Annotated in this window: 18 protein-coding genes; 5 read left to right on the forward strand and 13 right to left on the reverse strand. The window is 75.3% G+C overall.

All coding sequences use genetic code 11. The features are described from left to right. Nucleotides 1–137: 137 nt before the first annotated feature. Nucleotides 138–2249: a type IIA DNA topoisomerase subunit B gene (locus ACH5AR_RS31725; RefSeq protein WP_396304983.1), complete on the reverse strand. Its 2112-nt coding sequence runs from the start codon at nt 2247–2249 to the stop codon at nt 138–140. Nucleotides 2250–2787: 538 nt separating this feature from the next. On the opposite strand from ACH5AR_RS31725, the gene ACH5AR_RS31730 reads away from it, so the two are divergent. Further along, nucleotides 2788–3021, forward strand: a complete 234-nt coding sequence (locus ACH5AR_RS31730; protein WP_396304984.1) for a hypothetical protein — start codon at nt 2788–2790, stop codon at nt 3019–3021. A gap of 326 nt (nt 3022–3347) precedes the next feature. Here ACH5AR_RS31730 and ACH5AR_RS31735 read toward each other — a convergent pair whose 3' ends face one another. The 8 genes from ACH5AR_RS31735 to ACH5AR_RS31770 all read right to left on the reverse strand — a co-directional run bounded on the left by ACH5AR_RS31735 (nt 3348) and on the right by ACH5AR_RS31770 (nt 14066). Beyond that, nucleotides 3348–4148 (reverse strand): S1 family peptidase, encoded by an 801-nt coding sequence (locus ACH5AR_RS31735; RefSeq protein WP_396305003.1) that lies wholly within the window; start codon nt 4146–4148, stop codon nt 3348–3350. A gap of 307 nt (nt 4149–4455) precedes the next feature. Continuing rightward, nucleotides 4456–6102 (reverse strand): RNA polymerase sigma factor, encoded by a 1647-nt coding sequence (locus ACH5AR_RS31740; RefSeq protein WP_396304985.1) that lies wholly within the window; start codon nt 6100–6102, stop codon nt 4456–4458. A 576-nt stretch (nt 6103–6678) separates the two neighbouring features. Further along, nucleotides 6679–7611 carry a FadR/GntR family transcriptional regulator gene (locus ACH5AR_RS31745; RefSeq protein WP_396304986.1) on the reverse strand — a complete coding sequence of 311 codons (933 nt, stop codon included), beginning with the start codon at nt 7609–7611 and terminating at the stop codon, nt 6679–6681. 142 nt (nt 7612–7753) lie between these two features. Next, nucleotides 7754–8659 carry a hypothetical protein gene (locus tag ACH5AR_RS31750; RefSeq protein WP_396304987.1) on the reverse strand — a complete coding sequence of 302 codons (906 nt, stop codon included), beginning with the start codon at nt 8657–8659 and terminating at the stop codon, nt 7754–7756. Nucleotides 8660–8662: 3 nt separating this feature from the next. Beyond that, nucleotides 8663–10300, reverse strand: a complete 1638-nt coding sequence (locus tag ACH5AR_RS31755) for an ATP-binding cassette domain-containing protein (protein WP_396304988.1) — start codon at nt 10298–10300, stop codon at nt 8663–8665. A gap of 246 nt (nt 10301–10546) precedes the next feature. Next, nucleotides 10547–10825 (reverse strand): hypothetical protein, encoded by a 279-nt coding sequence (locus ACH5AR_RS31760; protein ID WP_396304989.1) that lies wholly within the window; start codon nt 10823–10825, stop codon nt 10547–10549. A gap of 250 nt (nt 10826–11075) precedes the next feature. Beyond that, entirely contained in the window at nt 11076–11834 is a 759-nt protein-coding gene (locus tag ACH5AR_RS31765) for an NUDIX domain-containing protein (RefSeq protein WP_396304990.1), read from the reverse strand. Between the two features lie 105 nt (nt 11835–11939). Next, on the reverse strand, nt 11940–14066 hold the full coding sequence (locus ACH5AR_RS31770; RefSeq protein ID WP_396305004.1) for a glycogen debranching N-terminal domain-containing protein: 2127 nt from the start codon (nt 14064–14066) through the stop codon (nt 11940–11942). Between the two features lie 763 nt (nt 14067–14829). Here ACH5AR_RS31770 and ACH5AR_RS31775 point away from each other — a divergent pair. Beyond that, nucleotides 14830–16143 (forward strand): alpha/beta fold hydrolase, encoded by a 1314-nt coding sequence (locus ACH5AR_RS31775; protein ID WP_396304991.1) that lies wholly within the window; start codon nt 14830–14832, stop codon nt 16141–16143. Between the two features lie 34 nt (nt 16144–16177). On the opposite strand, the gene ACH5AR_RS31780 is transcribed toward ACH5AR_RS31775, so the two are convergent. Next, entirely contained in the window at nt 16178–17713 is a 1536-nt protein-coding gene (locus ACH5AR_RS31780) for a DUF4192 family protein (protein ID WP_396304992.1), read from the reverse strand. Between the two features lie 229 nt (nt 17714–17942). On the opposite strand from ACH5AR_RS31780, the gene ACH5AR_RS31785 reads away from it, so the two are divergent. Then, on the forward strand, nt 17943–20135 hold the full coding sequence (locus ACH5AR_RS31785; RefSeq protein WP_396304993.1) for a DEAD/DEAH box helicase: 2193 nt from the start codon (nt 17943–17945) through the stop codon (nt 20133–20135). Between the two features lie 380 nt (nt 20136–20515). After that, on the forward strand, nt 20516–21229 hold the full coding sequence (locus ACH5AR_RS31790) for a hypothetical protein (RefSeq protein WP_396305005.1): 714 nt from the start codon (nt 20516–20518) through the stop codon (nt 21227–21229). A 159-nt stretch (nt 21230–21388) separates the two neighbouring features. On the opposite strand, the gene ACH5AR_RS31795 is transcribed toward ACH5AR_RS31790, so the two are convergent. From ACH5AR_RS31795 to ACH5AR_RS31805, 3 genes are all read right to left on the reverse strand, one after another. Next, entirely contained in the window at nt 21389–22036 is a 648-nt protein-coding gene (locus ACH5AR_RS31795; protein WP_396304994.1) for a hypothetical protein, read from the reverse strand. A 101-nt stretch (nt 22037–22137) separates the two neighbouring features. Then, nucleotides 22138–22836 (reverse strand): ribonuclease HII, encoded by a 699-nt coding sequence (locus ACH5AR_RS31800; protein ID WP_396304995.1) that lies wholly within the window; start codon nt 22834–22836, stop codon nt 22138–22140. 239 nt (nt 22837–23075) lie between these two features. After that, on the reverse strand, nt 23076–23714 hold the full coding sequence (locus tag ACH5AR_RS31805) for a TetR/AcrR family transcriptional regulator (RefSeq protein WP_396304996.1): 639 nt from the start codon (nt 23712–23714) through the stop codon (nt 23076–23078). Nucleotides 23715–23980: 266 nt separating this feature from the next. Here ACH5AR_RS31805 and ACH5AR_RS31810 point away from each other — a divergent pair, with 266 nt between their 5' ends. After that, nucleotides 23981–25528: an MFS transporter gene (locus ACH5AR_RS31810; RefSeq protein ID WP_396304997.1), complete on the forward strand. Its 1548-nt coding sequence runs from the start codon at nt 23981–23983 to the stop codon at nt 25526–25528. The last annotated feature ends 200 nt before the right edge of the window (nt 25529–25728 follow it).

Genomic DNA, 25728 nt, shown 5'->3' on the forward strand with positions numbered 1-25728 from the left:
GGTCGGGCTGTGGCGCACCACCCCCCCCCCCGGCCCCCGGGGTGCCCCGCCGCTGGGCCGGGGGGCCCCCCGGGGGGCCCCCCCGCCCCCCCCCCCCCCCCCCGGGGGGGGGGGGGCCCGTCGCCGGGCGGGGCGCGTCAGGCGTCGATGCGCGAGCGGTCCAGCGTGGCCGCCGAGTCCACGATGAACTCCTTGCGCGGGGCGACGTCGTTGCCCATCAGCAGGTCGAAGATCCTCTCGGCCTGCTCCAGGTCCCCCAGGTTGATCCGGCGCAGCGTGCGGTGGCGCGGGTCCATGGTGGTCTCGGCCAGCTGGTCGGCGTCCATCTCGCCCAGGCCCTTGTAGCGCTGCACCGGCTCCTTCCAGCGCAGGTTCTTGCGCTGGAACTCCAGCAGGGTGGAGCGCAGTTCGGCGTCGGAGTAGGTGTAGTGGTACTTCTCCTGGCCGCGCTTGGGGTTGGTGAGCTCGATCCGGTGCAGCGGCGGCACGGCGGCGAACACCCGGCCCTGCTCGACCATCGGCCGCATGTAGCGGTGGAAGAGGGTGAGCAGCAGGGTGCGGATGTGCGAGCCGTCGACGTCGGCGTCGGCCATGAAGATGACCCGGCCGTAGCGGGCCTGGTCGATGTCGAAGGTGCGGCCGGAGCCGGCTCCTATCACCTGGATGATCGCGGCGCACTCGGCGTTCTTGAGCATGTCGCTCACCGAGGCCTTCTGCACGTTGAGGATCTTGCCGCGGATCGGCAGCAGCGCCTGGAACTCGGAGTTGCGGGCGAGCTTGGCGGTGCCGAGCGCGGAGTCCCCCTCGACGATGAACAGCTCGCTGCGGTCGACGTCGTCGCTGCGGCAGTCGGCCAGCTTGGCCGGCAGCGAGCTGGTCTCCAGCGCCGTCTTGCGGCGCTGGGCCTCCTTGTGCTGCCGGGCGGCGACCCGGGTGCGGGCGGCCGCGACGACCTTCTCCAGCACGGCCCGGGCCTGGAGCTTCTGGTCCTTCTTGGCCGAGGTGAGGAAGGCCTTGAGCTCCTTGGCGACGACGGCGGCCACGATCCGGTTGGCCGCCGAGGTGCCGAGCACCTCCTTGGTCTGGCCCTCGAACTGCGGCTCGGCGAGCCGGACGGTGACCACCGCGGTGAGGCCCTCGGTGGCGTCGTCCTTGGTGATGTCGTCCTCGGCGACGCGCAGCAGCTTGCTCGCGCGCAGCGCCTCGTTGACCGTCTTGGCCAGCGAGCGCTCGAAGCCGGTGACGTGGGTGCCCCCCTTGGGGGTGGCGATGATGTTGACGAAGGAGCGCAGGGTGGTGTCGTAGCCGGCGCCCCAGCGCAGCGCGATGTCCACCCCGAGGTGGCGGGTGACCTCGGTCGGGGTCATGTGGCCGAGGTCGTCCAGGACGGGCACGGTCTCCTTGAAGGTGCCCTCGCCGCGCAGCCGCAGCACGTCGCAGACCGGCTTGTCGGGGGCCAGGAACTCGCAGAACTCGGCGATGCCGCCGTCGTAGCGGAAGACCGACTCCTCGACCTGGTCGCTCTCGGTGATCCGCTCGTCACGCACCACGATGGTCAGGCCGGGGACGAGGAAGGCGGTCTGCCGGGCGCGGCTGTGCAGCGTCTCCAGGGAGAGCTTGGCGTCCTTGAGGAAGATCTGCCGGTCGGCCCAGTAGCGGATCCGGGTGCCGGTGCGGGCCTTCGGCACCTTGCGGGTGCGGGTCAGGCCGTTGCCGGGCTCGAAGGGCGCGTCCGGGCTGGTCTCGGTGAAGATGCCGGGGGTGCCGCGGCGGAAGCTGATCGCGTGGGTGTGCCCGCCGCGGTCGACCTCGACGTCCAGCCGGGCGGAGAGCGCGTTGACGACCGAGGCGCCGACGCCGTGCAGACCGCCGGAGGCCGCGTAGGAGCCGCCGCCGAACTTGCCGCCGGCGTGCAGCTTGGTCATCACGACCTCGACGCCGGACAGCCCGGTCTTGGGCTCGACGTCGACCGGGATGCCGCGGCCGTTGTCCCGGACCTCGACCGAGGAGTCGGGGTGCAGCAGGACCTCGATCCGGTCGCAGTGGCCGCCGAGCGCCTCGTCGACGGAGTTGTCGATGATCTCCCAGAGGCAGTGCATGAGGCCGCGGCTGTCGGTCGAGCCGATGTACATGCCGGGGCGCTTGCGGACGGCCTCCAGGCCCTCCAGGACGAGCAGGTGCCGCGCGGTGTAGTTGGAACCGTCGTCGCCGGCCAGCAGCGCGGACGGCACGGTCGTTTCGGCACTCACGCGGCACTCTCCTCGGTGAAGATCTGTCTCATCGGTCACATCCGGACGCATCCGGACCAAACGCCAGTGCAGCACGCCGCACCGACAGCCGTCGCCCTGCGTGCCCGAACCCCCGCAGCGGGTGCACAGCACGACGGACCGGCCCCGCGCAGCTTGTACGCGCTGCGCGAACAAGCACCGCACCCGGCTGCGGGCCCCGGGGGCGCCATCTCCTCCCGGTACCACCGGTCCTGGCGGATCGTGGGGCCCGGCGCAGGCTCCGGAACTGCCGTTATGCAGGCTACCGGGGCCCGGGGCGGGGCTTATGCTCCAACCCGGCAGAGGATTATGCTACGCGGACCTCGCACCCGATCCCGATCGGGCGTTCGAGCGACGGGCGGATCCCGGCGTCCGGCACGCATGAACCACCGGCACCCGGGGCACGTCCTCATCAACACAGCAGAATCCTCAGAGAAGAAAAGCCACGAGCGGGAACGTTTTCGGCCTGGTTGGATGTTGACCCTGGTACGACAGCTCGTCGAGCTAGAGAAGAGGCGACGTGACTACTGTTCTGACCCCTGCGAGCCCGCTCACCGCGGCTGACCGCTGCGACCGCTGCGGCGCCCAGGCCTACCTGCGCGTCGTACTCGCCAGCGGTGGAGAGCTGCTCTTCTGCGCCCACCATGGCCGGAAGTTCGAGCCCGAGCTCAAGAAGATCGCCGTGGAGATACAGGACGAGAGCGGCCGTCTCACCACGACGGCCACGGCCACGGCCACGGACGACGAGCGCTGATCCCGGGCGCCACCAGCAGCAGACAGCGTCGAGCTGTGTCCGGTCGCGCACCGCGCGCGACCGGTGGGCCGGGCGGCTGACCCCTTCGGGGGCCGACCGCCCGGCCCTGCTGTACTCCGGGGCCGTCGGCCGCCCTCCCGGGCCCGGCGACGGTACGGCCTGACGGGAGCCGACGCGGCGTCAGGTTCCGGCGCCGGTCCGTGACCGCACGCTCACCCGCCGCGAGGCCCGCCGACCGTGCGCACCGCGTGCGCAGGCCCTCACAACACCGTGCGCACCCCGTCCTCGGGCCCTCACAGCACCGTGCGCACCCCGTCCTCGGGCCCTCACAGCACCGTGCGCACCGCGTCCGCGACCGAGGACAGCCTGGTGTAGACGCCCGGGTGGCCCGCCTCGGCACAGCCCGTCCCCCAGGACACCAGGCCCACCAGCCGGCCGTCGACGACCATCGGGCCGCCGCTGTCGCCCTGGCAGGCGTCCTTGCCGCCCCTCTCCTCGCCCGCGCAGACCATGCCCCGCGCGTCGAACTTGCCGTCCTGCCCGCCCGGGTAGGCCTGCGCGCAGGCGTGGTCGGGCACGATCGGCACGGACACCCCGCGCAGCACGGGCGAGTAGTCGCCCCGGCCGGTGGTGTCCCCCCAGCCGTACACCTGGGTCGTGGTCCCGGCCGCGTACGGCTCCGTCTCGCCCTGGCCGACCAGCCCGACCACCGGCCGGGCGCCCTGGGACTCGGCGAGGGTGAGCACCGCGACGTCGTTCATGTTGGCGGCGAAGGAGTAGTCGGGGTGGATCCAGACCGACCGCACCGCCACCTCGCGGCCGGCCGTGCCGCGCAGGTCGTCCCGCCCCACCACCACCTTGAGGCCCGGCCGGTCCACCCGGCCCCTGCCCTCGTCGTAGAAGCAGTGCGCGGCCGTCACCACCTTGGTCGGGGTGACCAGCGCGCCCCCGCAGAACTGGCCGGAGCGGCCGTTGCCGAACTGCTGGCGGCTGGAGAGCGCCACGATCCACGGGTGGTCCGCGGTGCTCACCGTGGTGCCGCCGACCACCCGGCGTTGCGCCTCGGCCGGCGCCGCGGTGCCGAGGGCGACCAACGGGACGGGCACGGCGGCGAGCAGCGCCAGCACGGCGGCCCTGCGGCGGCGGCCCGCCCGGTCGGCGGCCGGTCCGGCAGGGTCGGCGAGATCCGCTGGGAGCGGGGTGGGCGTCGGCAGGTCAGTGCGGTCCGGCTCGGTCGGCACCGTGACTCCAGAGGGTCGGAAGCAGGCAACCGGCACAGCGTAGGTGACCGGCTACACGGTGCGACCGCTTCCCGCCGTACCGCCACCCGGACGAGCGACAACCGCCACCCGGACGCTGACGCGCCCGACCCGGACAGCCCGAAGGCCCAGAGCCGTGCGGCTCCGGGCCTTCGCGTGGGACGACTGCCGTCGATCAGTCCAGGTAGTCGCGCAGCACCTGGGAGCGCGACGGGTGGCGCAGCTTCGACATGGTCTTCGACTCGATCTGGCGGATGCGCTCACGGGTGACCCCGTACACCTTGCCGATCTCGTCCAGCGTCTTCGGCTGGCCGTCGGTCAGGCCGAAGCGCATCGAGACCACGCCCGCCTCGCGCTCGGACAGGGTGTCCAGCACCGAGTGCAGCTGCTCCTGGAGCAGGGTGAAGGAGACCGCGTCGGCCGGGACGACCGCCTCGGAGTCCTCGATCAGGTCACCGAACTCGCTGTCGCCGTCCTCGCCCAGCGGGGTGTGCAGCGAGATCGGCTCGCGGCCGTACTTCTGGACCTCGATGACCTTCTCGGGGGTCATGTCGAGCTCCTTGGCCAGCTCCTCCGGGGTGGGCTCGCGGCCCAGGTCCTGGAGCATCTGGCGCTGGACGCGGGCCAGCTTGTTGATGACCTCGACCATGTGCACCGGGATGCGGATGGTGCGGGCCTGGTCGGCCATGGCGCGGGTGATCGCCTGGCGGATCCACCAGGTGGCGTAGGTGGAGAACTTGTAGCCCTTGGTGTAGTCGAACTTCTCGACCGCACGGATCAGACCGAGGTTGCCCTCCTGGATCAGGTCCAGGAAGAGCATGCCGCGACCGGTGTAGCGCTTGGCCAGCGAGACCACCAGGCGGAGGTTGGCCTCCAGCAGGTGGTTCTTGGCCCGGCGGCCGTCCTCGGCGATGATCTCCAGCTCGCGCTTGAGCTTCGGGGCGAGCTTGTCGGCAGCCGAGAGCTTGTCCTCGGCGAACAGGCCGGCCTCGATGCGCTTGGCGAGCTCGACCTCCTGCTCGGCGTTGAGCAGCGGGACCTTGCCGATCTGCTTCAGGTAGTCCTTGACCGGGTCGGCGGTGGCGCCGGCGACGGCGACCTGCTGGGCCGGCGCGTCGTCCTCGTCGTCGTCGGAGAGGACGAAGCCCTCCGACTCCTCCTCCGGACCGGTGCCCTCGGCCTCGGCCTTGTCACCGGGCAGCGCGACGTCCTCGAGCAGCTCCTCCTCGCCGAGCAGCTCCTCGTCGCCCTTGGCGGCCTTGCCGGCCGCGGTCTTCTTGGCGGCGGTCTTCTTGGCCGGCGCGGCGGCCTTCTTCGCCGCGGCCTTCTTGGCCGGGGCGGCCTTCTTGGCGGGGGCCGCCTTCAGCTCGGCGGCGACACCGGCCGCCGGCTCGGCGGTGATGTCGGCGGAGACGGTGGGGGCCGGGGCCGCGGCGGCGGCGACGGCCGGAGCCGCGACGGGGGCGCCGGGGGCGATCCGCACGGGGGGCTTGGTCGGGGCCGACGGGGCGGCCGGGGTCCGGGTGGTGACAGCCTTGGTGGCGGTGCGCTTGGTGGGGCTCTTGGCAGCGACGCTCTTGCGCTTGGCGCCGGCCGGTTCGGCCGCGCTGACCATGAGGTCCACCCCCTCCTCAATCAGCACCTGGTTGAGGCTGCGCATGACGTTCTTCCACTTGGTGACCGGGATCTGGTCCGCCTCGAACGCCTGGCGCACGTCGTCACCGGCGATCTGCCCCTGGGCCTTGCCCCGCTCGATGAGCGCCAGCAGAGCCGCGGACTCGGCGATCTCGGGGGGAAGCGAACGGGATGTGCTGGCCGACACGAACAACCTCTCGGACGATGAGTGGACTCGAACCCGTACCGGCCGCCCGAGCGGGCGGGGAAGGAGATCGCGCGCCGGGCGCGCGGTGTCGATTCCGACCGACTCGGGCTTGAGGACTGGGTTTGCAGGACGGCAGCAGCGCCGCGGACCAACACAGCATTCTGACATGTTGGAGTATTCCGGAGCTGCTCCCGCTCAGGACACATCGCTGCTACTCGTCAAGTGTTACGCATGGCCTTCGTGTCGCGGGTCACACCGTCCGGCGCCGCGACCCGGGGCCGCTTCCATCATCGCGCACCGGCGGGGCAGGCCTTTGTCATGGACAAATCTTGTCGTCGGCGCTCCGTGTGGTCGGCGGTCCGTGTTGCCGGCGATCCGCGTCGTGGGCGATCCGTGTCGAGGGCGATCCCTGCCGCGGACAACCGGGCGAGCCGCCGGGTGGGGGGCCGGCCTTTCCCCTGTCGGGCCGGGGGCGGCGTGCGGAGGCCCTCCGGCTGCGCCGCGCGGTGCGACCGGAGGGCCCTGGCGGAGCGGGGCCGCCACCGTCCGGCGCCTCCGCTCGTGGAAACAGCCCGCTCAGTGCTCCCTGGGCGCGGGGACGGACGGCTCGATCTCGGGATGGACGGTGAGCAGCGCCCGCATCGCGGCCTCGCCCGCGGTGCCGTCGCCCGCGCCCAGCGCGTCCACCAGCCGGGCGTGCAGGCCGACCGAGGACTCGGAGGGGCGCTCGCAGGAGATCGCCGGGCCGCCCGAGACCTGCAGCGCGCAGGCCACGATCCCCGACAGGTGCTCCAGCATCCGGTTCCCGGCCATCTGGAGGACCAGACCGTGCAGCTCCGCGTCGGCCCGGGTGTAGGTCGAGAGGTCCGCCTGGGAGGCGGCGTGCCCCATGATCTCGACCAGCTCGCCCAGGCGCTGCTGGACGTCCTCCCGGCCGTGGCCGGCGGCGAGCCGGGCGGCCAGCGGCTCGATCGCCCAGCGCAGCTCGAACAGCTCCCGGCGCTGCTCGTCCCGCTGCGGGCCGAAGGCGCGCCACTCGATGATGTCCGGGTCCAGGAGGTTCCAGTCGCCGACGGGGCGGACCCGGGTGCCGACGTTCGGCCGGGCGCTGACCAGGCCCTTGGCCTCCAGCACGCGCAGCGACTCGCGGACGACCGTCCGGGAGACCTCGAACCGCTGGCCGATCTCCTCGGGCACCAGCGGGCGGTCGGCCCCGAGGTCGCCGGAGACGATCATCTGGCCGAGTTGCTGGACCAGCTGGCCGTGCAGGCCGCGACCGCGGCTGCTGGTGGTCTTCCGGCCGACCCGGGCGATGTCGGACTCGGCGCCCTCCCAGCGGGGTGCCGGGGGGGTCGGCCGGTCGGCGTACGTGAAGCGGTCCAGGTCGCCGGGGCCGTGGATCGCTCCGTCGGCGGAACGGGCGGGGGTCATGGTGGGGTGCGCAAGGGTACTCACGCCTCCTTTGTCGGCGATCGGCAGGCGTGGCTTGAGAATTCTCGTGAAAAGCACACGAAAGGGTGATCGACCGTGACTGGATAATTGACTTCTTATCAGGAAGAAACGCGCATTGCGGTCACTGCTGGTCGATCTTGGTTGAGCCGGGCGGGACCTCCCCGGAGCGCCGCCGGCCCGAGGTCGGCGACGCCACCGCCTACAGGGCGCGGCGGCGGGCCTGGACCGCCAGGGCCGCGAGCAGCAGCAGTGCCGCGGGCGCCCCCACCGCGGCGAGCAGCGCCGGATCGGACAGCGCCGCGCTCCCCGCCACCGCCCGGTGCGCACCGCCGTACACCCAGCCGTAGGCCCACTCGATCCCGGACTGGAACGGCAGCAGCTCGGCCGCCCTGGTCGGCCACGGCCGGCCGGTGTGGCGCAGCAGCAGGGCGACACCGGACTCCAGCAGCGGCGGCAGCGCGCACAGCAGCAGCACTCCGGCCGCGGCGCTGCGGGTCAGCGAGGCCGTCAGCACCCCGGTCCACCCGGCCACCACGGTGAGCAGGACGAAGGCCAGCAGGGCGGCGGGCACCCCGTGGCCGAGCGTCAGCGCGAACGGGGCGAACGCGCCCGGCAGGTCGGCCGGCCCGGACAGCCCGGCGCCGGTCAGCACCTCGGACACCCGGCCCGACGGCGCGGCCGGGTCCGACCAGGCCGGCACGGTGACGCCCTGCGGCAGCGCGAGGTGGACGGCCACCGTGTCGAGCAGCAGGGTGGCCAGCGCCAGCGCGGCCGCCACCGGGCCGATCACCAGCAGCTTGGCCAGCAGCAGCCGCACCCGGCGCGGGTACGAGACCTGCGAGGCCGGCAGCCCCGGGTGGCGCACCTCGTGCCCGTACGAGAGGGCGCCCAGCACCCCCGCACCGAGCGCCGCGAAGGGCAGCGGGACCAGCGGGACGGCGGCGGTCAGCAGCCGCACCCCGGCCGCGGCGGCCAGCGGGCCGTTCGGGGCCTGCCCGGCCAGCACGGCGGCCACCACGGCGTCGCCGAGCAGCACGGCGGCGAGCAGCAGCCAGGTGGAACGCAGGCCGCGCAGGCGGCGCAGCTCGTAGGCCAGGACACGCACGGTTCACTCGCTCCGGTGGTCGTCGGGGGTGGCGGGGACGGTGGGGGCTGCGGGGACGGGGGGGAGGGCGGATGCAGCGGGGAGGGCCGGCGCGGCGGGGAGGGCGGGCGCGGCAGGGCCGTCGGGGGTGTGGGCGGCGGAGGCCCGCACGGCGGTCGCGCCCGAGGCGGGGCGCCGGAGGCGGACGGTGTCGTCGGTCGGCAGCTCAGCGGCGCTCGCCCGGCGGCCCGGGGGGCGGACCCTCGCGGGCGGGTGCGGCTGCGGCTGCGGGTGCGGCGGGGCCGGAGCCGGGTCGTCGCGGAAGAGCCGGTCGACGGCGACGGTGGGGGCGGGGGCGGGTTCGGCCGGCGCCTCGGCCGCAGTCGGAGCGGCCGGCCTACGGCGGCGGCCGACCGAGCCGAGGGCGGGCAGCGCGGCGGCGGGCAGCGCGGCGGCGGGGAGGGCGGCGGCGACGGCCACGGCGGGCAACGCACGGGCGGGCAGGGAGCCGTCCTCCCGGGGGCGACGGGCGCTGTGCTCCGGGGCGCCGGTGGCCGTGGGGGCGGTGGGGGCGGGGGCGGCCGTGGCGGCTGCTTCCGCCGACACGGGCACGGCGGCCGGTTCGGCGGCCTGCTCGGGGGCGCCCGGGGCCGGGGCCTCGGCTGTCGGCTCCGGGATCAGCTCCTGGCCCGGCTCCGGGTTCGGCTCCGGCTTCGACCCCGTCCCGGGCTCCGAGTGGACGCGGAGGTGGCCGGAACGGCCCGAGCCGACCGGCAGGACCCCCCGCGGCGCCGGCTGCTCGACCACCCGGTCGGCCAGTTCGTGCAACAGGATCCCGTGGCGGTAGGCGAGTTCGCCGATCTCGCTACGGTCGATGCCGGCCACCGCCAGGCCCACGCTGCCGTCCCGCCGGACGTCCGCGCCCTGGCTCACCAGCAGGTCCGCCAACCGCGCCATCTGCGGCCCGCGGACGGCCACTTCGGGGCTGAGCCTGGTCCGCCGGAACTCCGCCACCGGCTGGTCGGCCACCAGTCGGCCACGGTCCAGCGTGACCACCCGGTCCGCGAGCTGCGAGGCCTCCTGCGGGGTGCGGGTGGTCACCAGGACCGTGCCGCCGGCCGCGCCGAAGGAGCGCAGGAAGGAGTGGAACCATTCGACGTTGCGCGGTGACAGGCCGTCGGCCGGCCCGTCCAGCAGGAGCGTGCCCGGGTCGCCGAGCAGGGCGGTCGCCAGGGCCAGACGGCGGTGCATGCCGGGCGAGAAGGTGCGCAGCCGCTGCCCGGCGACGGCGGCCAGCCTGGTCTGTTCCAGCAGTTCGTCGGCCCGCCGGGACGGGACGCCGACGGCCGCGGCGAGCATCCGCAGGTGGCTGCGCGCCTTGCGGCCCGGGTGGCCGGCCATCGCGGCCCCACCGGCGCCGGGCAGCAGTACCCCGACCTCGCGCTCGGGGTGGCGCAGCCGGCGGTAGGGGCGGCCGTCGAAGAGGGTGACGCCCTGGCCGCGTTCGAGTTCGAGCATGAGCCGCAGGGCGGTGGACTTGCCCGCGCCCTCCGCGCCGAGCAGCGCGGTCACCGTGCCCGGCCGGGCGTCGAAGGTCAGATCGAGCAGCGCGGGCGGAGCGCCCTTGCGATAGACCTTGGTCAGTCCGGTGATCTGGATCATCGCTGGCTGCTCCCGTGCCCTCGGCCGGCCTGTTCGTCGCGGAGCGCCCCTGACGGGCGGGCCTGCACCCGCGCGGCTCCGCGCCAGCACATTAGGGGGCGGCGAAGGCTATTCCGGGCATTACGGGAACGGCACGGGCCCGCCGACTGCCCACCTCACCCGATCAGGGGACAATCCGATCCTGCGATTCACGGGCGATCGGCCCGTTTCGGGGCCCGGTGGTTCGGCTGAAGGGGGCGGCTCCGCCTACCGGGAGGGCCAGGGCAGCGGTGGGAGCTGCTCGCCACCGCAGGCCGCGCGGAACGCGTCGACAGCGGCCCGGCCCTCGGCCGTGATCTCGCCCAGCCGCTCCCGCTCGGCGGCCAGCCGCTCCTCCACGACGGCGATCGCCTCGGGCGCCGCCCGCTCGGCCTGCATCGCGGCCAGTTCCTCCTCCGTGACCGTGGTGGTCTCGTCAAGGCTCCGGTAGTCCGCTGCCAGTCTCTCGATGAGGCTTCGCCGGTCGGCGCAGTCGTTGGTGGCCATCACGGGGCTCTCTGGGTCCGGGGCCTCCGGCCCGGCGGCCGGAGCGTTCACCGACACTCTGCGCCGCCGCCCCCGGCTACGCAGCCGGACCGGGCCGTTCGGCCCTCCGGCCGGGCCCGACTCTGCCTCCGCACGCACCCGGCCCAGCACCGACCCGCCCCAGCACCGACGCGGCTCAGCCCCGACCAGAACACCCCACCCCACCACGGGCCGACCCTCGGCCCACAGGCCCGGACCCGACCGGCAGGGTTCAGGCCTCCGGGCGGAGCATCGGCGGGTTGAGGACGGTCGCTCCGCCGGGAGTGAACAGCTGGGCGGGGCGGCCGCCCTGACGGGTCGTGGTGCCGCCCGAGGGCAGCAGGAAACCGGGGGTGCCGGTGACCTTGCGGTGGAAGTTCCGCGGGTCCAACACCACGCCCCAGACCGCCTCGTAGACCCGGCGCAGCTCGCCGACGGTGAACTCGGTGGGGCAGAAGGCGGTGGCGAGGGAGGAGTACTCGATCTTGGAGCGGGCGCGCTCCACACCGTCGGCGAGGATCAGGCCGTGGTCGAAGGCGAGCGGGACGCCGTCGGCCGGGTCGTTTCCGAGGAGCTCGCCGACGGGGGCCCAGCGGGCGCTGCTGGCGTCGCCGCCGGCCCGGGGCGTCGGCAGGTCGGGGGCCAGCACCAGGTAGGCGACGCTGACCACGCGCATCCGGGGGTCGCGCTGCGGGTGGCCGTAGGTGGCGAGCTGTTCCAGGTGGGCGCCGGCCGTACCGGGGCCGACCGCGTCGTGGCCGGGGGCGGTGTGGGCGCGCAGGCCGGTCTCCTCGGCCAGCTCGCGGGAGGCTGCCTCGGCCAGCCCCTCGTCCGGGCGGACGAAGCCGCCGGGCAGCGCCCAGTACCCCTGGTACGGCGGCTCGCCCCGTCTGACCAGCAGGGCGCAGAGCGAGTGGTCGCGCACCGTCAGCACCACCAGGTCAACCGTGACAGCGAACGGGGGGAAGGCCGACGGATCGTAACGCGACATGGCCACGATCATAGTCGTCTTTCTGACGATAAGCACAGGCCCGGACGGGGATGCGCATCGCCGTCCGGCCCCACCGCCGGTGACCCGGCGTCACCGGCGGTGGGGTCAGCGGGCGACGAGTTGCAGGTCCACGGACGCCTCCTCCACCATCGCCACGCCGATCCGGCTCACCCGGACGGAGAAGGGCTCTCCCGCCACCCGCAGGCCGGTCAGCTCCAGCTCGCCGAGCGGCGCGGTGCTGGCCGGGCGGACGAGCACCCGGCCGCCCGGGACGTCGGGCCGGACGCCGGCGAGGGCGAACACCGCGTGCACGGCCCCGGCGGCGGAGACCGCCGCCGGGCGGCAGGCGGCCGGGTGCGGCACCGGTGGGCAGCCGGGGGTGCGCTGCTCCCCCGCGTACATCTCCGGCAGCCGTCCCTCGAAGTGGGCGCTCGCCGCGAGCAGGCCCTCCAGCAGCGCGCCGGCCTCGTTCTCGTGACCGGCCTCGGCCAGCCCGGCGACCGCCAGTGCCGTCTCGTGGACCCGCACCGCACCGCCGCGGTGGCCCAGCGGGTTGAAACGGGGGGACTTGGCGCTCAGGGTCCGCAGACCCCAGCCGCTGTCCAGCTCCGGCGCGACCAGGCGCTGGGAGAGCAGCCTGGTCTGCTCACGGTCCAGCAGGCTCTCGTGCCGGCCGCCGTCGACGGCGAGCCCGGTGTCCAGCAGGTGCACCAGGGAGGAGGCGAGCGCGGGCAGCGGCTGGCCACCCGGGGCCAGCCCGGCCGCGGGGCGGCCGCCGGACAGGTCGTCGACCCAGAACCGCTCGCGGAAGCGCCCGCGCAGCGCCGCGGCCCAACCGCGCCACTCCTCGGCGCCCGGGCGGCCGAAGGCCTCCAGCAGCTCGGCCCCGTGCAGGGCGGCGCGGTGGGCCTGCGCCTGGACTTCGGCGCGGGCGGCGACCGGGTGGGCGGAGCGCTCCTCGGCCGGGCGGCTCAGGTCGGTGACGAAGCCGTCGACCAGGCCCTCGCGCAGGGCGGCCAGCGCCCGCTCGGCGGCCGGCAGCAGCTCGGCGACCTCCGCCGGGGGCAGCCCCCAGCGCCAGGCCTCGGCCAGCACCGTGACGAACAGCAACGTCGCCTCGGTGGCGGTGCAGGTGGGCGGCAGCTCGGGGCCGCCGTGGCGCAGGGCGCCGGGCAGCAGGCCCTCGGTACGGCCCGGGGCGGCGGGCTGCTGGCGGCGGGCCAGCGCCCGGAGGGTGCCGGCCGCCAGCCGGGTGCCGAGCGGGAGGGTCAACCGGGCGGCCCAGAGCGCGTCGGCCGGAGCGAGGCCGAAGCGCCAGGGGGCGCCGGAGGCCGGGTAGAGGTCGGTCGGGCGGTCCGGGTCAGCGAACAGCAGCCCGCCGAGGGCGTCCAGCGAGCGGGAGACCAGCAGGGCTGCCCGGGGGTCGTCGCTGCGGACCTCCGGCTCGGACCAGGGCAGCGGGACACCGGAGCCGCGGCCGCCCGGCGGGCGCGGGCCGCCGGCGGCGGTCTCCAGCGCGCTGTGCAGCTCGACCGACCAGCGGGCGCCGGGCTGGACCTCCAGGTCCCAGCGGAGCACTCCGGCACCGGCCAGGACGGCGTGCGGGGAGGGCTGGGCGCTCACCACGGCGCTGTGCACCGGGCCCGTCCAGCGCAGTCCGGCGGACTGCACCTGGCCCGGCAGGTCGGGCTGGCGGTGGCCGGCTGCGATCTCGGCGACCGGGCCGAGGTCGGTGCCGAGGGCTATCTCCAGTGGGAGCCGGGCGGGCCGCGGGCCGGTGTTGCGCACGACCACCGTCTCCACGCCGTCCGCGTGCCGCAGCCGCTCGACGGTGAGCGCCGGATCCGGGTCGAGGTCCCCGGGCACGCGGACGGCGCCGAGGAAGCGCGCCTGGGCGGTGCTGGTCAGGGTGCCCAGGAGCGGCAGCGGCTCCATGCCGCCCAGCCGCAGCTCCATCCGGGCGAGCACCCGGACGCCGTTGCGGTAGAAGCCGTGCAGGCCGTGGCCGCGCAACTGGCCGTCGGGGCCGGAGGCCGCCATCGCCGGGGCGTTGACGCAGATCACCGAGTGGTGCACGGCGGGCGGCTGCGGGCGCGGCGGGGGCCCGGCTCGGCCCGGACCGAGGGGTGCGCCCGCGGGCCCGGCTGCTGCCGCAGCCTGGTCGGGGCGGCCCACCGGCCTGGGCGGCGCGCCGACCACGCTCTCGGCCGGCATGGCCTGGGGTGGCCTCATGGCGGTCACCGGACTCTCCTCCCCTCGGCGGTCCGGTGGCCGGGTCAGGCCGGTGGGCCGCGAGCATGCTCGATCGCGTGCTGATGATGCCGGGCCGACGGGGCCGTCCCGACGGCGGGTGTGCCGTTCCTGGCCGTACCCGATGGCGGGTCGTGCCATGCGGTGCTCGGTACCGGGCCGGTACCGGCGCGCCGTGCCTTCGTCCCGGGCCCCGCACCGCGCACCCGCCCGGCACACCGTCAGGTCCGGCGCCCCGGCCCGCCGGTGACGCCCTTCCCCCACAGCCCGTGCCCGCCGGGCACCCGGCCCCGTGGTGGCCACCGGCCGCGGGGCCGCACGCGACCGCCGACCGTCGCCGGGGCCCGGGCGGCCCGGCCCGCACCACCCACCGGCCGGCCCCGCCGGAGCGGGGCACAGGTCCCCGAGGTCAACGCCGCACACCGCCGCCAGGTCACGCCCCGCCGCCGCGCCGCTGGTCGGAGCGGCTCCGCCGGGTGGTCGCACCGCTCCCGTCGGAACGTCGTCGGGGCCTGGCCGCGGGCGCGTCACCGTCCGTGGGCCGGGCCGGCGCTCGTACTGCGGCCGCGGTGGGGCCGGCTCGGGCCGCTCATGGGCCGGGGTCGGCCGCCCGGCCGGACGGACAGGATGGTCGAACCGGTGCTCGACCGCCGCCAGGATACGGTGCGGGGGTCGCGGCCCCCGCACCCGGTGACCCCGTGAACCGCGACGCCACCGCTGTGACCAGCAGAGACCGAGGAGTTGCATGTCCACCATCAGCCGGCTGCCCGGGATTGTCACGACCGACCACCTGTTCCAGCTGCCGCTCGACCACGCCGCCCCCCAGGGCGAGCAGATCGAGGTGTACGCCCGCGAGGTGGTGGCCGCAGGCCGCGAGCGGGACGACCTGCCCTGGCTGGTCTTCCTGCAGGGCGGGCCCGGTGGGAAGTCCCCCCGGCCGCTCGGCCGGGAGTCCTGGTTGGAGCGCGCCCTGACCGACTACCGGGTGCTCCTGCTGGACCAGCGCGGCACCGGACGGTCCACCCCCGCGACCCGGCAGACCCTCGCCCGGCGCGGCGGCCCCCAGGAGCAGGCCGACTACCTGGCCCACTTCCGCGCGGACTCGATCGTCCGGGACGCCGAGCTGATCCGCGCCCGGCTGCTCGGCGCCGACCGCCGCTGGAGCGTGCTCGGCCAGAGCTTCGGCGGCTTCTGCACCCTCACCTACCTCTCCATCGCCCCCGAAGGCCTGACCGAGGCCTTCATCACCGGCGGCCTGGCCGGCCTGGGCAGCTCGGCCGACGACGTCTACCGCGCCGCGTACCCGCGGGTGGTCGGCAAGAACGAGGGCCACTACGCGCGGTTCCCGCAGGACGTCCAGGCGGTGCGCCGGATCGCGGCCCACCTCGCCGACTCCCCCGCCACCCTGCCGGACGGCGGACTGCTCACCGTCGAGGCGTTCCAGGCGCTCGGCCTGCTGCTCGGCGGCGGCAGCGGATCCGGCACGCTGCACTACCTCCTGGAGGAGGCCTGGGTGGAGGGCGCGGCCGGGCCCGAGCTCTCCGACACCTTCCTGGCCGGCGCCCAGGCCCAGCTGTCCTTCGCGGGCGGCCCGCTCTACGCGCTGCTGCACGAGTCGATCTACGGCCAGCGCTCGGTGGACCAGGGCGGCACCGGGTGGGCCGCCGAGCGGGTCCGCAAGGAGTTCCCGCAGTTCGACGCCCGGGCCGCGCTGGAGTCCGACGCCCCGGTGCTGTTCACCGGGGAGATGATCTACCCCTGGATGTTCGACACCGACCCGGCGCTGCGCCCGCTGAAGGAGACCGCGGAGCTGCTCGCCGCCCGCACCGACTGGCCCGACCTGTACGACCGGGCGCGGCTGGCCGCCAACACCGTGCCGGTCGTGGCGGCGGTGTACCACGACGACATGTACGTGGACACCGCCGACTCGCTGGAGACCGCCCGCGCGGTGCGCGGCCTGCGGACCTGGATCACCAACGAGTGGGAGCACGACGGCCTGCGGGTCAGCGGCGGCACGGTCCTGGACCGCCTGATCAAGATGGCGCACGGCGAGGCGTAGCGGCCCGCAGGCCGGCGCCGCGGCGAACGGCCGCTCAGTGCGCACGGTGGCTCCCCCTCGTCGTCCGCCGGACACCCCGACAGCGGTGGCGGGCGGCGGGCGCGCACACCGGCGCCCGGCCGAGCCGCAGGCCCCGGGCGAACCGCTCGCCGCCCGCCCCGGCGTGCCCGGGCGCCGGCAGCACGGCGACCGCCCCGGCGCCGCCGCCGTCCGGCTCGGGACCTTCCGAGCCGGCGGGGGCGCCGGGGCCCGGCTCGACCGGCGCCGGCGCGGTGGACGAGCCCTTCCGGCGGCCGCCCCGCCGGTGCCGCCGGCCGCCCGCCGACCGTCCGGGCCGATCGACGGAGGCCTCGCCCGCCCCGGCGGCCGGCCCCGGCCCCCGTCCGTCACGGCGGGGCGCCCCTTCGGCCGGCGGCGGCACCGCGCCCCCCGGTGCCCCGTCGTTCGGCGGCCTCGGCACCCCGGCCGGGGCCGCTGCGGCCCCGGGCTCCTCGCGCCGCCGGCGCTGGGCCTCCACGGCGGCCAGCAGCCCCTCGGGCGTCATGCCGTCGTTGAGCGACTCGTAGAGCAGCTCGGCCAGCAGGTACCCCGGGGCGAGCCGCAGGACGTGGCCGAGCACGACCCGGGCCGTCGCCGTGTCCCCGGCGACCCAGGACGTCCAGGCCAGCAGGGTGAGCGGGGCCACCGCGCAGCCCTCGTACGGCGGCACGGCCCGCCGGGCGAGGAAGCGCCAGAGCCGCTCGGCCGGGGCCAGCTCGGCGGGCCGGACGTACTCCACGCCGCGATCCCGCACCAGGCGGTCCCGCAGGGCGAGCAGCAGCTGGGCCGTGCGGTCCGCGTCGAGCTCCGTGGCTCCGGCCTGGAACTCGGCCACCGCCTGGTCGAGCAGGGCGATGCGCTGCTCCCGGGCCGGGGCGTCGACGGCCTCGGCCAGCGCGAGCGCCTCGCGCTGGACGGCGCCCTCGGGCGGACCGACCGGCGCCAGCCCGCCGATGATGGCCTTCCGGCTGCCGCGCGGCACCAGGCCGGCCACCGTCGCGGCGGCGGCCGCCGGCCCCGGCTCGGGGCCGCGCCGCACCGGGTTGCCCGCCGCGTCGCAGCAGCCGTCCCCGCGGCAGAGGAAGGACCACCAGCGGCCGTCCGAGACGCACAGCGACTCCTTGACGGCCACGCCCCGCCGCCCGAAGGCGGCCCTGAGGGCCTCCGCGAGGGGCCGCAGCCCGTCCACCACGGGCGGGGCGTGGGCGGCGCCGCGATCCCGGCAGAGGTAGAGGAGCACTTGGAGCGGCCGGGCGCCGTGCCGCTCGGAGAGGGCGGTCAGCAGGGCGGCCGTCTCCTCCGCGGCGGCCGGCCACTGCGCGGGCGCGCGCGGCAGGTCCGCCCGGATCACCCCGCCCTGGTGCAGGCCGGGGCCGTGGAGCCCCACCGCGACGATGCTGTCGTCGGGGTAGAAGCCGAGGAAGTAGGGGAGCAGCTCGGCCATGTCGGCCGGACCGCGCAGGACGACCTGCTGGTGGGCGGAGGCCGGCCCGAGGGACAGGACGACGTGTTCGTTGTTCATCGCGTTCATGGCCGCAAGAGTGGACGCAATCCGCGGACAATGCCGCAAATGACTTCTTTCCTGTGGATAACTCCGGCCTCGAATTTCCCTTCACTCATTCGGAGCAGGCAAAACTCCCTCCGGTGAGTGGTTTTTGACTTCCGTTCAGCAGCTCAGCGGATGAAATACACCCCGCCTTCGCCCGCTTCCCCGCCCCCGCATTCGTCGCTTGTCGGCGGTACGGGGTTACATGGACGCCATGCAGCAGCCCGACACCCACACCACCACCACCGACCGCGCCGAGGTCCGGGCGCGGGCCGAGGCCGTCCTGCGCGAGCTCGCCGGCCCCGCGGCCACCCTGCGCGAGGACCAGTGGACGGCCATCGAGGCCCTCGTGGTCGACCGCCGCCGCGCCCTCGTCGTCCAGCGCACCGGCTGGGGGAAGTCCGCGGTCTACTTCATCGCCACCGCCCTGCTCCGGGCCCGCGGCGCCGGGCCGACGGTGATCGTCTCGCCGCTGCTCGCCCTGATGCGCAACCAGGTCGAGTCGGCCGGCCGGGCCGGAATCCACGCCCGCACCATCAACTCGGCCAACCCCGAGGAGTGGGCCGGGATCCAGGAGGAGGTCGCCGCCGGGAAGGTCGACATCCTGCTGGTCAGCCCCGAGCGGCTGAACAACCCGGACTTCCGCGACCAGGTACTGCCCGAGCTCGCCGCCTCCACCGGCCTGCTCGTGGTGGACGAGGCCCACTGCATCTCGGACTGGGGGCACGACTTCCGCCCCGACTACCGCCGGCTGCGCACCATGCTCGCGGACCTGCCGGCCGGCGTCCCGGTGCTGGCGACCACCGCCACCGCCAACGCCCGGGTCACCGCGGACGTCGCCGAGCAGCTGGGCACCGGCGCCGCCGACGAGCACGCCCTGGTGCTGCGCGGGCCGCTGGACCGGGAGAGCCTCACCCTGGGCGTGCTCTCCCTGCCCGACCCGGCCCACCGCCTCGCCTGGCTGGCCGACCACCTCGACCGGCTCCCCGGCTCGGGCATCGTCTACACCCTGACAGTGGCCGCCGCCGAGGAGGTGACGGCCTTCCTGCGCGAGCGCGGCTTCCCGGTGGCCTCCTACTCCGGCCGCACCGAGGACGCCGAGCGCCGCACCGCCGAGGCCGACCTGCTGGCCAACCGGGTCAAGGCGCTGGTCGCCACCTCCGCGCTCGGCATGGGCTTCGACAAGCCCGACCTCGGCTTCGTGGTGCACCTCGGCTCGCCCAGCTCGCCGATCGCCTACTACCAGCAGGTCGGCCGGGCCGGGCGCGGGGTGGACCGCGCCGAGGTGCTGCTGCTGCCCGGCCGCGAGGACGAGGCGATCTGGCGCTACTTCGCCTCCCTGGCCTTCCCGCCGGAGGAGCAGGTGCGGCGCACCATCGACGCCCTGGCCGAGGCCGGCCGGCCGCTCTCCACCGCCGCGCTGGAACCGCGGGTGGACCTGCGCCGGGCCCGGCTGGAGACCATGCTCAAGGTGCTCGACGTCGACGGCGCGGTCCGCCGGGTGAAGGGCGGCTGGACGGCCACCGGCCAGAGCTGGGAGTACGACACCGCCCGCTACGCCAAGGTCGCCGCCTCCCGGGAGGCGGAGCAGCGGGCCATGCGCGAGTATGCGGCGGGCACCGGCTGCCGGATGGAGTTCCTGCGCCGTCAGCTGGACGACGAGCAGGCCGCGCCGTGCGGCCGGTGCGACAACTGCGCGGGCCCGCTGCACACCCCGGACGTCTCCGCCGAGGCGCTGGCCGCCGCCCGGGCCGCGCTCGGCCGCCCGGGAGTGAGCTTCGAGCCGCGCCGGCTCTGGCCGACCGGGATGGACGCGCTCGGGGTGCCGCTCAAGGGCCGGATCCCGGCGGGCGAGCAGGCGGAGACCGGCCGGGCGCTCGGCCGGCTGTCCGACATCGGCTGGGGCAACCGGCTGCGCGCCCTGCTCGCCGAGCAGGCGCCGGACGTGCCGGTGCCCGGCGAGGCGGTGGACGCCCTGGTGGCGGTGCTCGCCGACTGGGCCCGCGGCCCGGGCGGCTGGGCCGGGCCCGCGACGACGGAGGGCACCCGGCTGGAGCGGCCGGTCGGTGTGGTGACGATGGCCTCCTCCACCCGGCCCCGTCTGGTCGGCAGCCTGGGCGCACGGATCGCCGAGGTCGGGCGGCTGCCGCTGCTCGGCCGGATCGAGTACGCGGGCGGGCTGCCCCCGCACGGCGCCCGCAGCAACAGTGCCCAGCGGCTGCACTCGCTGGCCGGCGCGCTGGTCCTGCCGCCGGAGGTCGAGCAGGCGGTGGCGGCCGCCGGCGGGCCGGTGCTGCTGGTGGACGACCTCGTCGACTCGGGGTGGACGGTCACGGTGGCCGCCCGGCTGCTGCGCCGGGCGGGGGCGAGCGCGGTGCTCCCGCTGGTGCTGGCCGTGCAGGGGTGACCGAGCGGCGGAAAGCCGCCTCAGGAGCCCCTCCCCACCACCCGAACGGCCTAGCAGAAAGGCTCTCGCGAAGCGATTTCGATCACATTCGACGACGCATGTCGAACGGTCCCAGAAAGGAGTGGTCATCGTGCCGACGACGGTTCGCCCCGCCCTCCGGGCGTTGTCGATCAAGGCCCGACGGCACCTCCGCGGCGTTCGGACCACCGTGGAACATATCCGGCAGACCATGGGCTACCGGATGGCGTTCATCATTCCATCATTGCCGCTCCGCCCCCGATGCCCCGAGAATTGGGAGGTACCCGAAACCCGGTCCGCTGGACCCGCCCTTCGGCATACCCAGGCACCCGCCTGCCCACGGGCCAGGAAGGAGGACCGTGATCAACGGTATCGACCGAGGTCAGCATCCCTTCTCCGGGGGCCCGGGACCCAGACGGGTACTGGACCTGGAGGCCTGGGCCGCCTCGGGGATCCCGTTGCTGCGCGACCCCCGCGAGTTCGTCCTGGAACTGCACCAGCGCCACCTGCCCCAGCCGGGCACGGTCGTGGTCGCCGTCCTGGACGCGCTCCACCACCTCGTCGCCTCGGCCTCGTTCACCCCGTGGCCGCACGACACCGACGGCTGGCAGCACCGCAACGCGCTGCTGGCGCACCTGCGCCGGATCGTCCCGCACGACCTGCGCCTGGCCGAGCCGATCCGGACGGCCGTGCTGCTGCGCTGCCGCGACGGCGCGCCCGGCTGGACCGAACAGGACGGTGCCTGGATGTGGGCACTGCGGGACGCCTCCGTCCTGCACGGGCTGCGGTGCGGCGCGTACATCGGACTCACCCCGGCGGGCTGGCAGGTGCTCGGGGACGGGCGGAACGGACGCAAGCCGCACGCGGGTTCCTGGGCGGAGGGGCCGGTGCACACGGTGACGGAACTGCCGCCGCGCTCGGCCCTGGAGGCCCCGCGCGGGCAGCGCCCCCACCCGTCGGCGGCCGACCAGGCCGGGCGCGGCGAGGCGCAGCCGCGCTCCCCGCAGGGCGAGCCCCCGTGGGCCGGGACGCGGATCGCGGGGGTCGAGCCGCCCCGCCGCACCGGTACGGGCTGAGGCGGCGGCAGCCACCGGGCCCGCCGCTCCGCGCCCACCGGGCCACCCACCGGCCGTCCGCTTGGCGGCCACCCGCCGACCGGCGGTCGTCGGGGCCTCGGTACGGGCTCCGGGCCCGGCACCGTACGGCGGCGCCGGGCCCGGAGCGGACGACTGCGGTCAGGCCTTGACCGGGCGGCCCGGCGCGGCTCCGGCCGCGGCGGCCGGACCGGCGTCGCCGCAGACCACGAGCAGCGCGGTCGCGTGGCCGAGCGCCTTGGCGTAGGCCTCGGCGGCCCGGGCGGACGGCCCCCCGTTGACCACCAGGACGACCACCTCACGGCGGACCGGGCGGGTCAGCGCGGCGTCCGCGTAGAACACGTCCCCGCCCTCGGTGAGCTGTGCCCAGTAGCGCTCCTCGCCGAAGGAGAGCTCGTGCTGCTGCCAGGGGTGCGCCTCGCCGACCGTCAGCACCAGGACGTCGCCCGGGTTGCGGCCGGCTTCGAGCAGCCGGTCGACGGCGTCGTCGGCGAGCTCCACCGCCTGCGCGGGGGTGGCGGCGATCCGCTGGACCTCCACCTTCGGCGCGGCGGGGGCCGGACGGCGCGGCGCCGGCCCGGGCTTGGGGATCAGGCGCGGCGGGCCCGGACGGGCGGCGCTCGGCGGGGCCGGGCGCGGCGGCGCCGGACGGGGGCCGGGCACCGGGGCCGGAGCGGCGACGGTGGTGGGTGCGGTGGCGGGGGCTTGTGCGTCCGACTCGCGTGGGAAGGGAACGCCGGGGCCCGGGAGGCTCTCGTGAATCTCCGGCTCCTCGGGGAAGACAGGCATACCCGGATATCTATCAAATGCCGGTCGGACGCGCACGGGCACCCCACCCCTTGGGCACCGGCCCCCTGCCGTCCCCGCCCGGGGCAATTCCAGACGGAACGTCAGAAACCGAGCGTCAACTGTTCGTCCGCGGATCCCGGAGCGACGCCCGCGACCTCCCGGACGCGCTTGAGGTGGCGCCACTTCGGCAGTGCGTCCAAGTACGCCCAGGAGAGCCGGTGGTGCTCGGTGGGGCCGAGCTCCTCCAGCGCGGCGCGGTGCACCGGGGACGGGTAGCCGGCGTTGTCGGCGAAGCCGTACTCCGGGCACCCGTCGCCCAGTTCGGCCATCAGTCCGTCGCGGTGGACCTTGGCGAGCACCGAGGCGGCGGAGACGCAGATGCAGGACTGGTCGCCCTTGATCACCGTGCGTACCCGCCAGGGGCCGCCGAGGTAGTCGTGCTTGCCGTCCAGGATCACCGCGTCCGGTTCGACCGGCAGCGCCTCCAGGGCGCGGACGGCGGCCAGCCGCAACGCGGCCGTCATGCCGAGTTCGTCGCACTCCTGCGGGGAGGCCTGCCCGAGCGCGTACGCCGTGACCCAGTCGGCGAGGACGGGCGCGAGCGCCTGCCGGCGCAGCTCGGTGAGCAGCTTGGAGTCGGTCAGCCCCTCCGGCGCCCTGCGCAGACCGGTGACGGCCGCCCCGACGGTGACCGGGCCCGCCCAGGCGCCACGCCCGACCTCGTCGAGGCCGACGACGATCTTGGCGCCGGCCCGGCGGAGCGAGCGTTCGACGGAGTGCGTCGGGGGGACGATGGGCATGGCGGCTTCCGTTCAGCGGGGGCAGCCTCCAGCCTAAGCCCGCCCGCGGCGACCGAATCCGCCTCCCCGGTACCCGACGGGGGGCCGCGGGCGGCCGGAAGGCCGGAGGGCCGCGCCCGCCGGAGCAGGAGCCACCGAGGCCGAACGCACCGGCCCGGCCCCGCCGGAGCAGGGAGCCCCGACCGAGGCCGAACGCACCCGCCGGCCCCGCCGGCCCCGCCGGAACACCCCGCCCCGCCTCAGGCCCGGATCATCGGCTCCAGCACCTCGTCCACCAGCCGCCCGGCGAAGCCCGGCCCGATGTTCTCCAGTCCGCGGATCTTGACCTGGTAGAGCAGCACCGCCGGTATGACGTCCGCCACCAGCGGGGTGGCTGCACCCGGCCGGACGTCGCCGCGCTCGGCGCCGCGGCGCAGGATCTCCAGGATGGTCCGCGCGGTCGGCTCGATGACCCGGTCGGTGACGAAGGCCTTGAAGACCTCGGCCCGCTCCTGGTCGATCTCCCCCATCAGCGCGTTCAGCGCGGAGCCCACCGGAGAGGTCATCGCCTGGGTGAACCCCTCGACGAGCTGCCGGAGTTCGTCACGTGCCGACCCGAGGTCCGGGGTTTCGTAGGGGCGTGGCAGAGTGGCGTCGAGGGCGTCGATGACGAGCTCGTCCTTCGACGCCCAGCGCCGGTAGAGCGCGGCCTTCCCGGTCCGCGCCGCACCGGCGACCCCTTCCATCGTCAGCCGCGCGTATCCGCCGGAGGTGAGCTGGTCGAGCGCGGCCTCGAAGATCGCCGTCTCCAGTTCCTTCCCCCGGCGCCGCACCGGCCGGGTCAGCACCTGGTGGGCGACCCGCACCGGGCAGCAGCCCGGCTCGGCGCCCGGCTGCACGTCCGCCCCGGGGCCCGGACCCGCAGCCGCACCGGCACCCGCCTCACCCGGTCGACCGGACCGGTCCCCCACCAGGCGCCGCACCAACCGCTCCATCGCCACCACCCTTAAGGAACGCTTGCGTTCACAATCACGGCCAGGATATCGTCCGATTAGAGAACGATCCCGTTCCTTCCCGGCCTGCGCAAGGGCGCAGCGCCGCGCCCGGACCCGGCCGTTCCGCCGGAACCGCACCACCGAGCACATAGCCAGCAGGGGGCACATTCGTGGCTATCTCCGACACGCTCAGCAAGAACCCACCACCACCCACGGGCCGGGGGCGGGGCAAGGGCATCACCCTGACCGTCATCGCGGCCACCCAGCTCATGGTGGTCCTCGACGCGACCATCGTGAACATCGCACTGCCGCACATCCGGGACGCCCTCGGCTTCTCCACCACCGACCTGTCCTGGGTCATCAACGCCTACACCCTGACCTTCGGCGGGCTGCTGCTGCTCGGTGGCCGCGCGGGCGACATCCTCGGCCGCCGCCGGGTGTTCATCTTCGGCACGCTGCTGTTCGGCCTGGCCTCGCTGCTCGGCGGGCTCGCGCAGGACAGCAGCCTGCTGCTGGCCGCCCGCGCGCTCCAGGGCATCGGCGGCGCGATCTGTTCCCCGACCGCCTTCGCCCTGATCGCCACCAACTTCGACGAGGGCCCGGAACGCAACCGGGCCTTCGGCGTGTTCTCGGCGGTGGCCGGGTCGGGCGCCGCGATCGGCCTGCTGGCCGGCGGCCTGCTCACCGAGTACCTGAACTGGCGCTGGGTGTTCTTCGTCAACGTGCCGATCGCCGTCCTGATCGCGATCGCCGCGCCGCGCTTCATCGCCGAGTCCGAGCGCCACCCGGGCCGCTTCGACCTGCCCGGCGCCCTCACCTCGACGCTCGGCCTGGTCGGCCTGGTCTACGGCTTCATCCGGGCCGCCTCGGACGGCTGGTCGGACAGCATCACGCTCGGCTCCTTCGCGGCCGGCGCCGTCCTGATCGCCGCCTTCCTCGTGGTCGAGAACCGCACCGCCCAGCCGATCACCCCGATGCACCTGTTCGCCGACCGCAACCGCACCGGCGGCCTGGTGATGATGCTCTGCATGGCCGCGGCCATGTTCGGCATCTTCTTCTACGTCGTGCTGTTCGTGCAGGGCCCGCTCGGTTACAGCCCGCTGAAGGCCGGGGTCTCCTTCCTCCCGATCAGCGTCGCGATCATCACCGCCGCCCAGATCGCCTCCAACCTCCAGGCCAGGTACGGGCCGAAGCCCTTCATGGCGGGCGGGGCGCTGCTGGTCACCGTCGGCCTCACCTGGCTGACCCAGATGGGCAAGGACAGCGGCTACCTGGACGGGGTCCTCGGCCCCACGGTGGTGTTCGGCTTCGGCATGGGCCTGATCTTCGTCCCGGTGATGCTGCTCTCCGTCGCGGGTGTCCCGGGCGAGGAGACCGGCGCCGCCTCCGGCCTGCTCAACTCGATGCAGCAGATCGGCGGTTCGCTCGGCCTGTCGATCCTGACCACGGTCTTCGCGCACTACGCCACGGCCGAGGCCGCCACGCAGCTGCCGAAGTTCATGGAGACCGCGAAGCCGGAGCAGCTGGCCTACCTCCAGCAGCACCACGAGTTCCCCCAGGGCACCGACGCCGCCAACACCGTGCTCACCCAGGGCATATCGCACGGCTTCATCGTGGGCGCCGCGCTCGCGGCCGTCGCCCTGCTGGTCTCGGTCTTCGTGATCAAGGCCAAGGCCAGCGACCTGCCGAGCGACGCCTCCGCCGTCGCGATGCACTGACACGCCGAGGCACCGCCACACCGACGCGTCCACGGCCGCGGCCCCGACGACCGGGCACCCACGGCCGAGGCACCGACGACCGGGGCCGGGCCGGGGGCCCCCCCCCCCCGCCCGCCCCCCCCCCCGCGGCGGCCCCCCCCCCCCCCCCCCCCCCACCCCCCCCACCCCCCCCCCCCCCCCCCCCCCCACCGCACCCGCCC

The sequence above is a fragment of the Kitasatospora sp. NPDC018619 genome (assembly GCF_044391605.1).
Lineage (GTDB): Bacteria > Actinomycetota > Actinomycetes > Streptomycetales > Streptomycetaceae > Kitasatospora.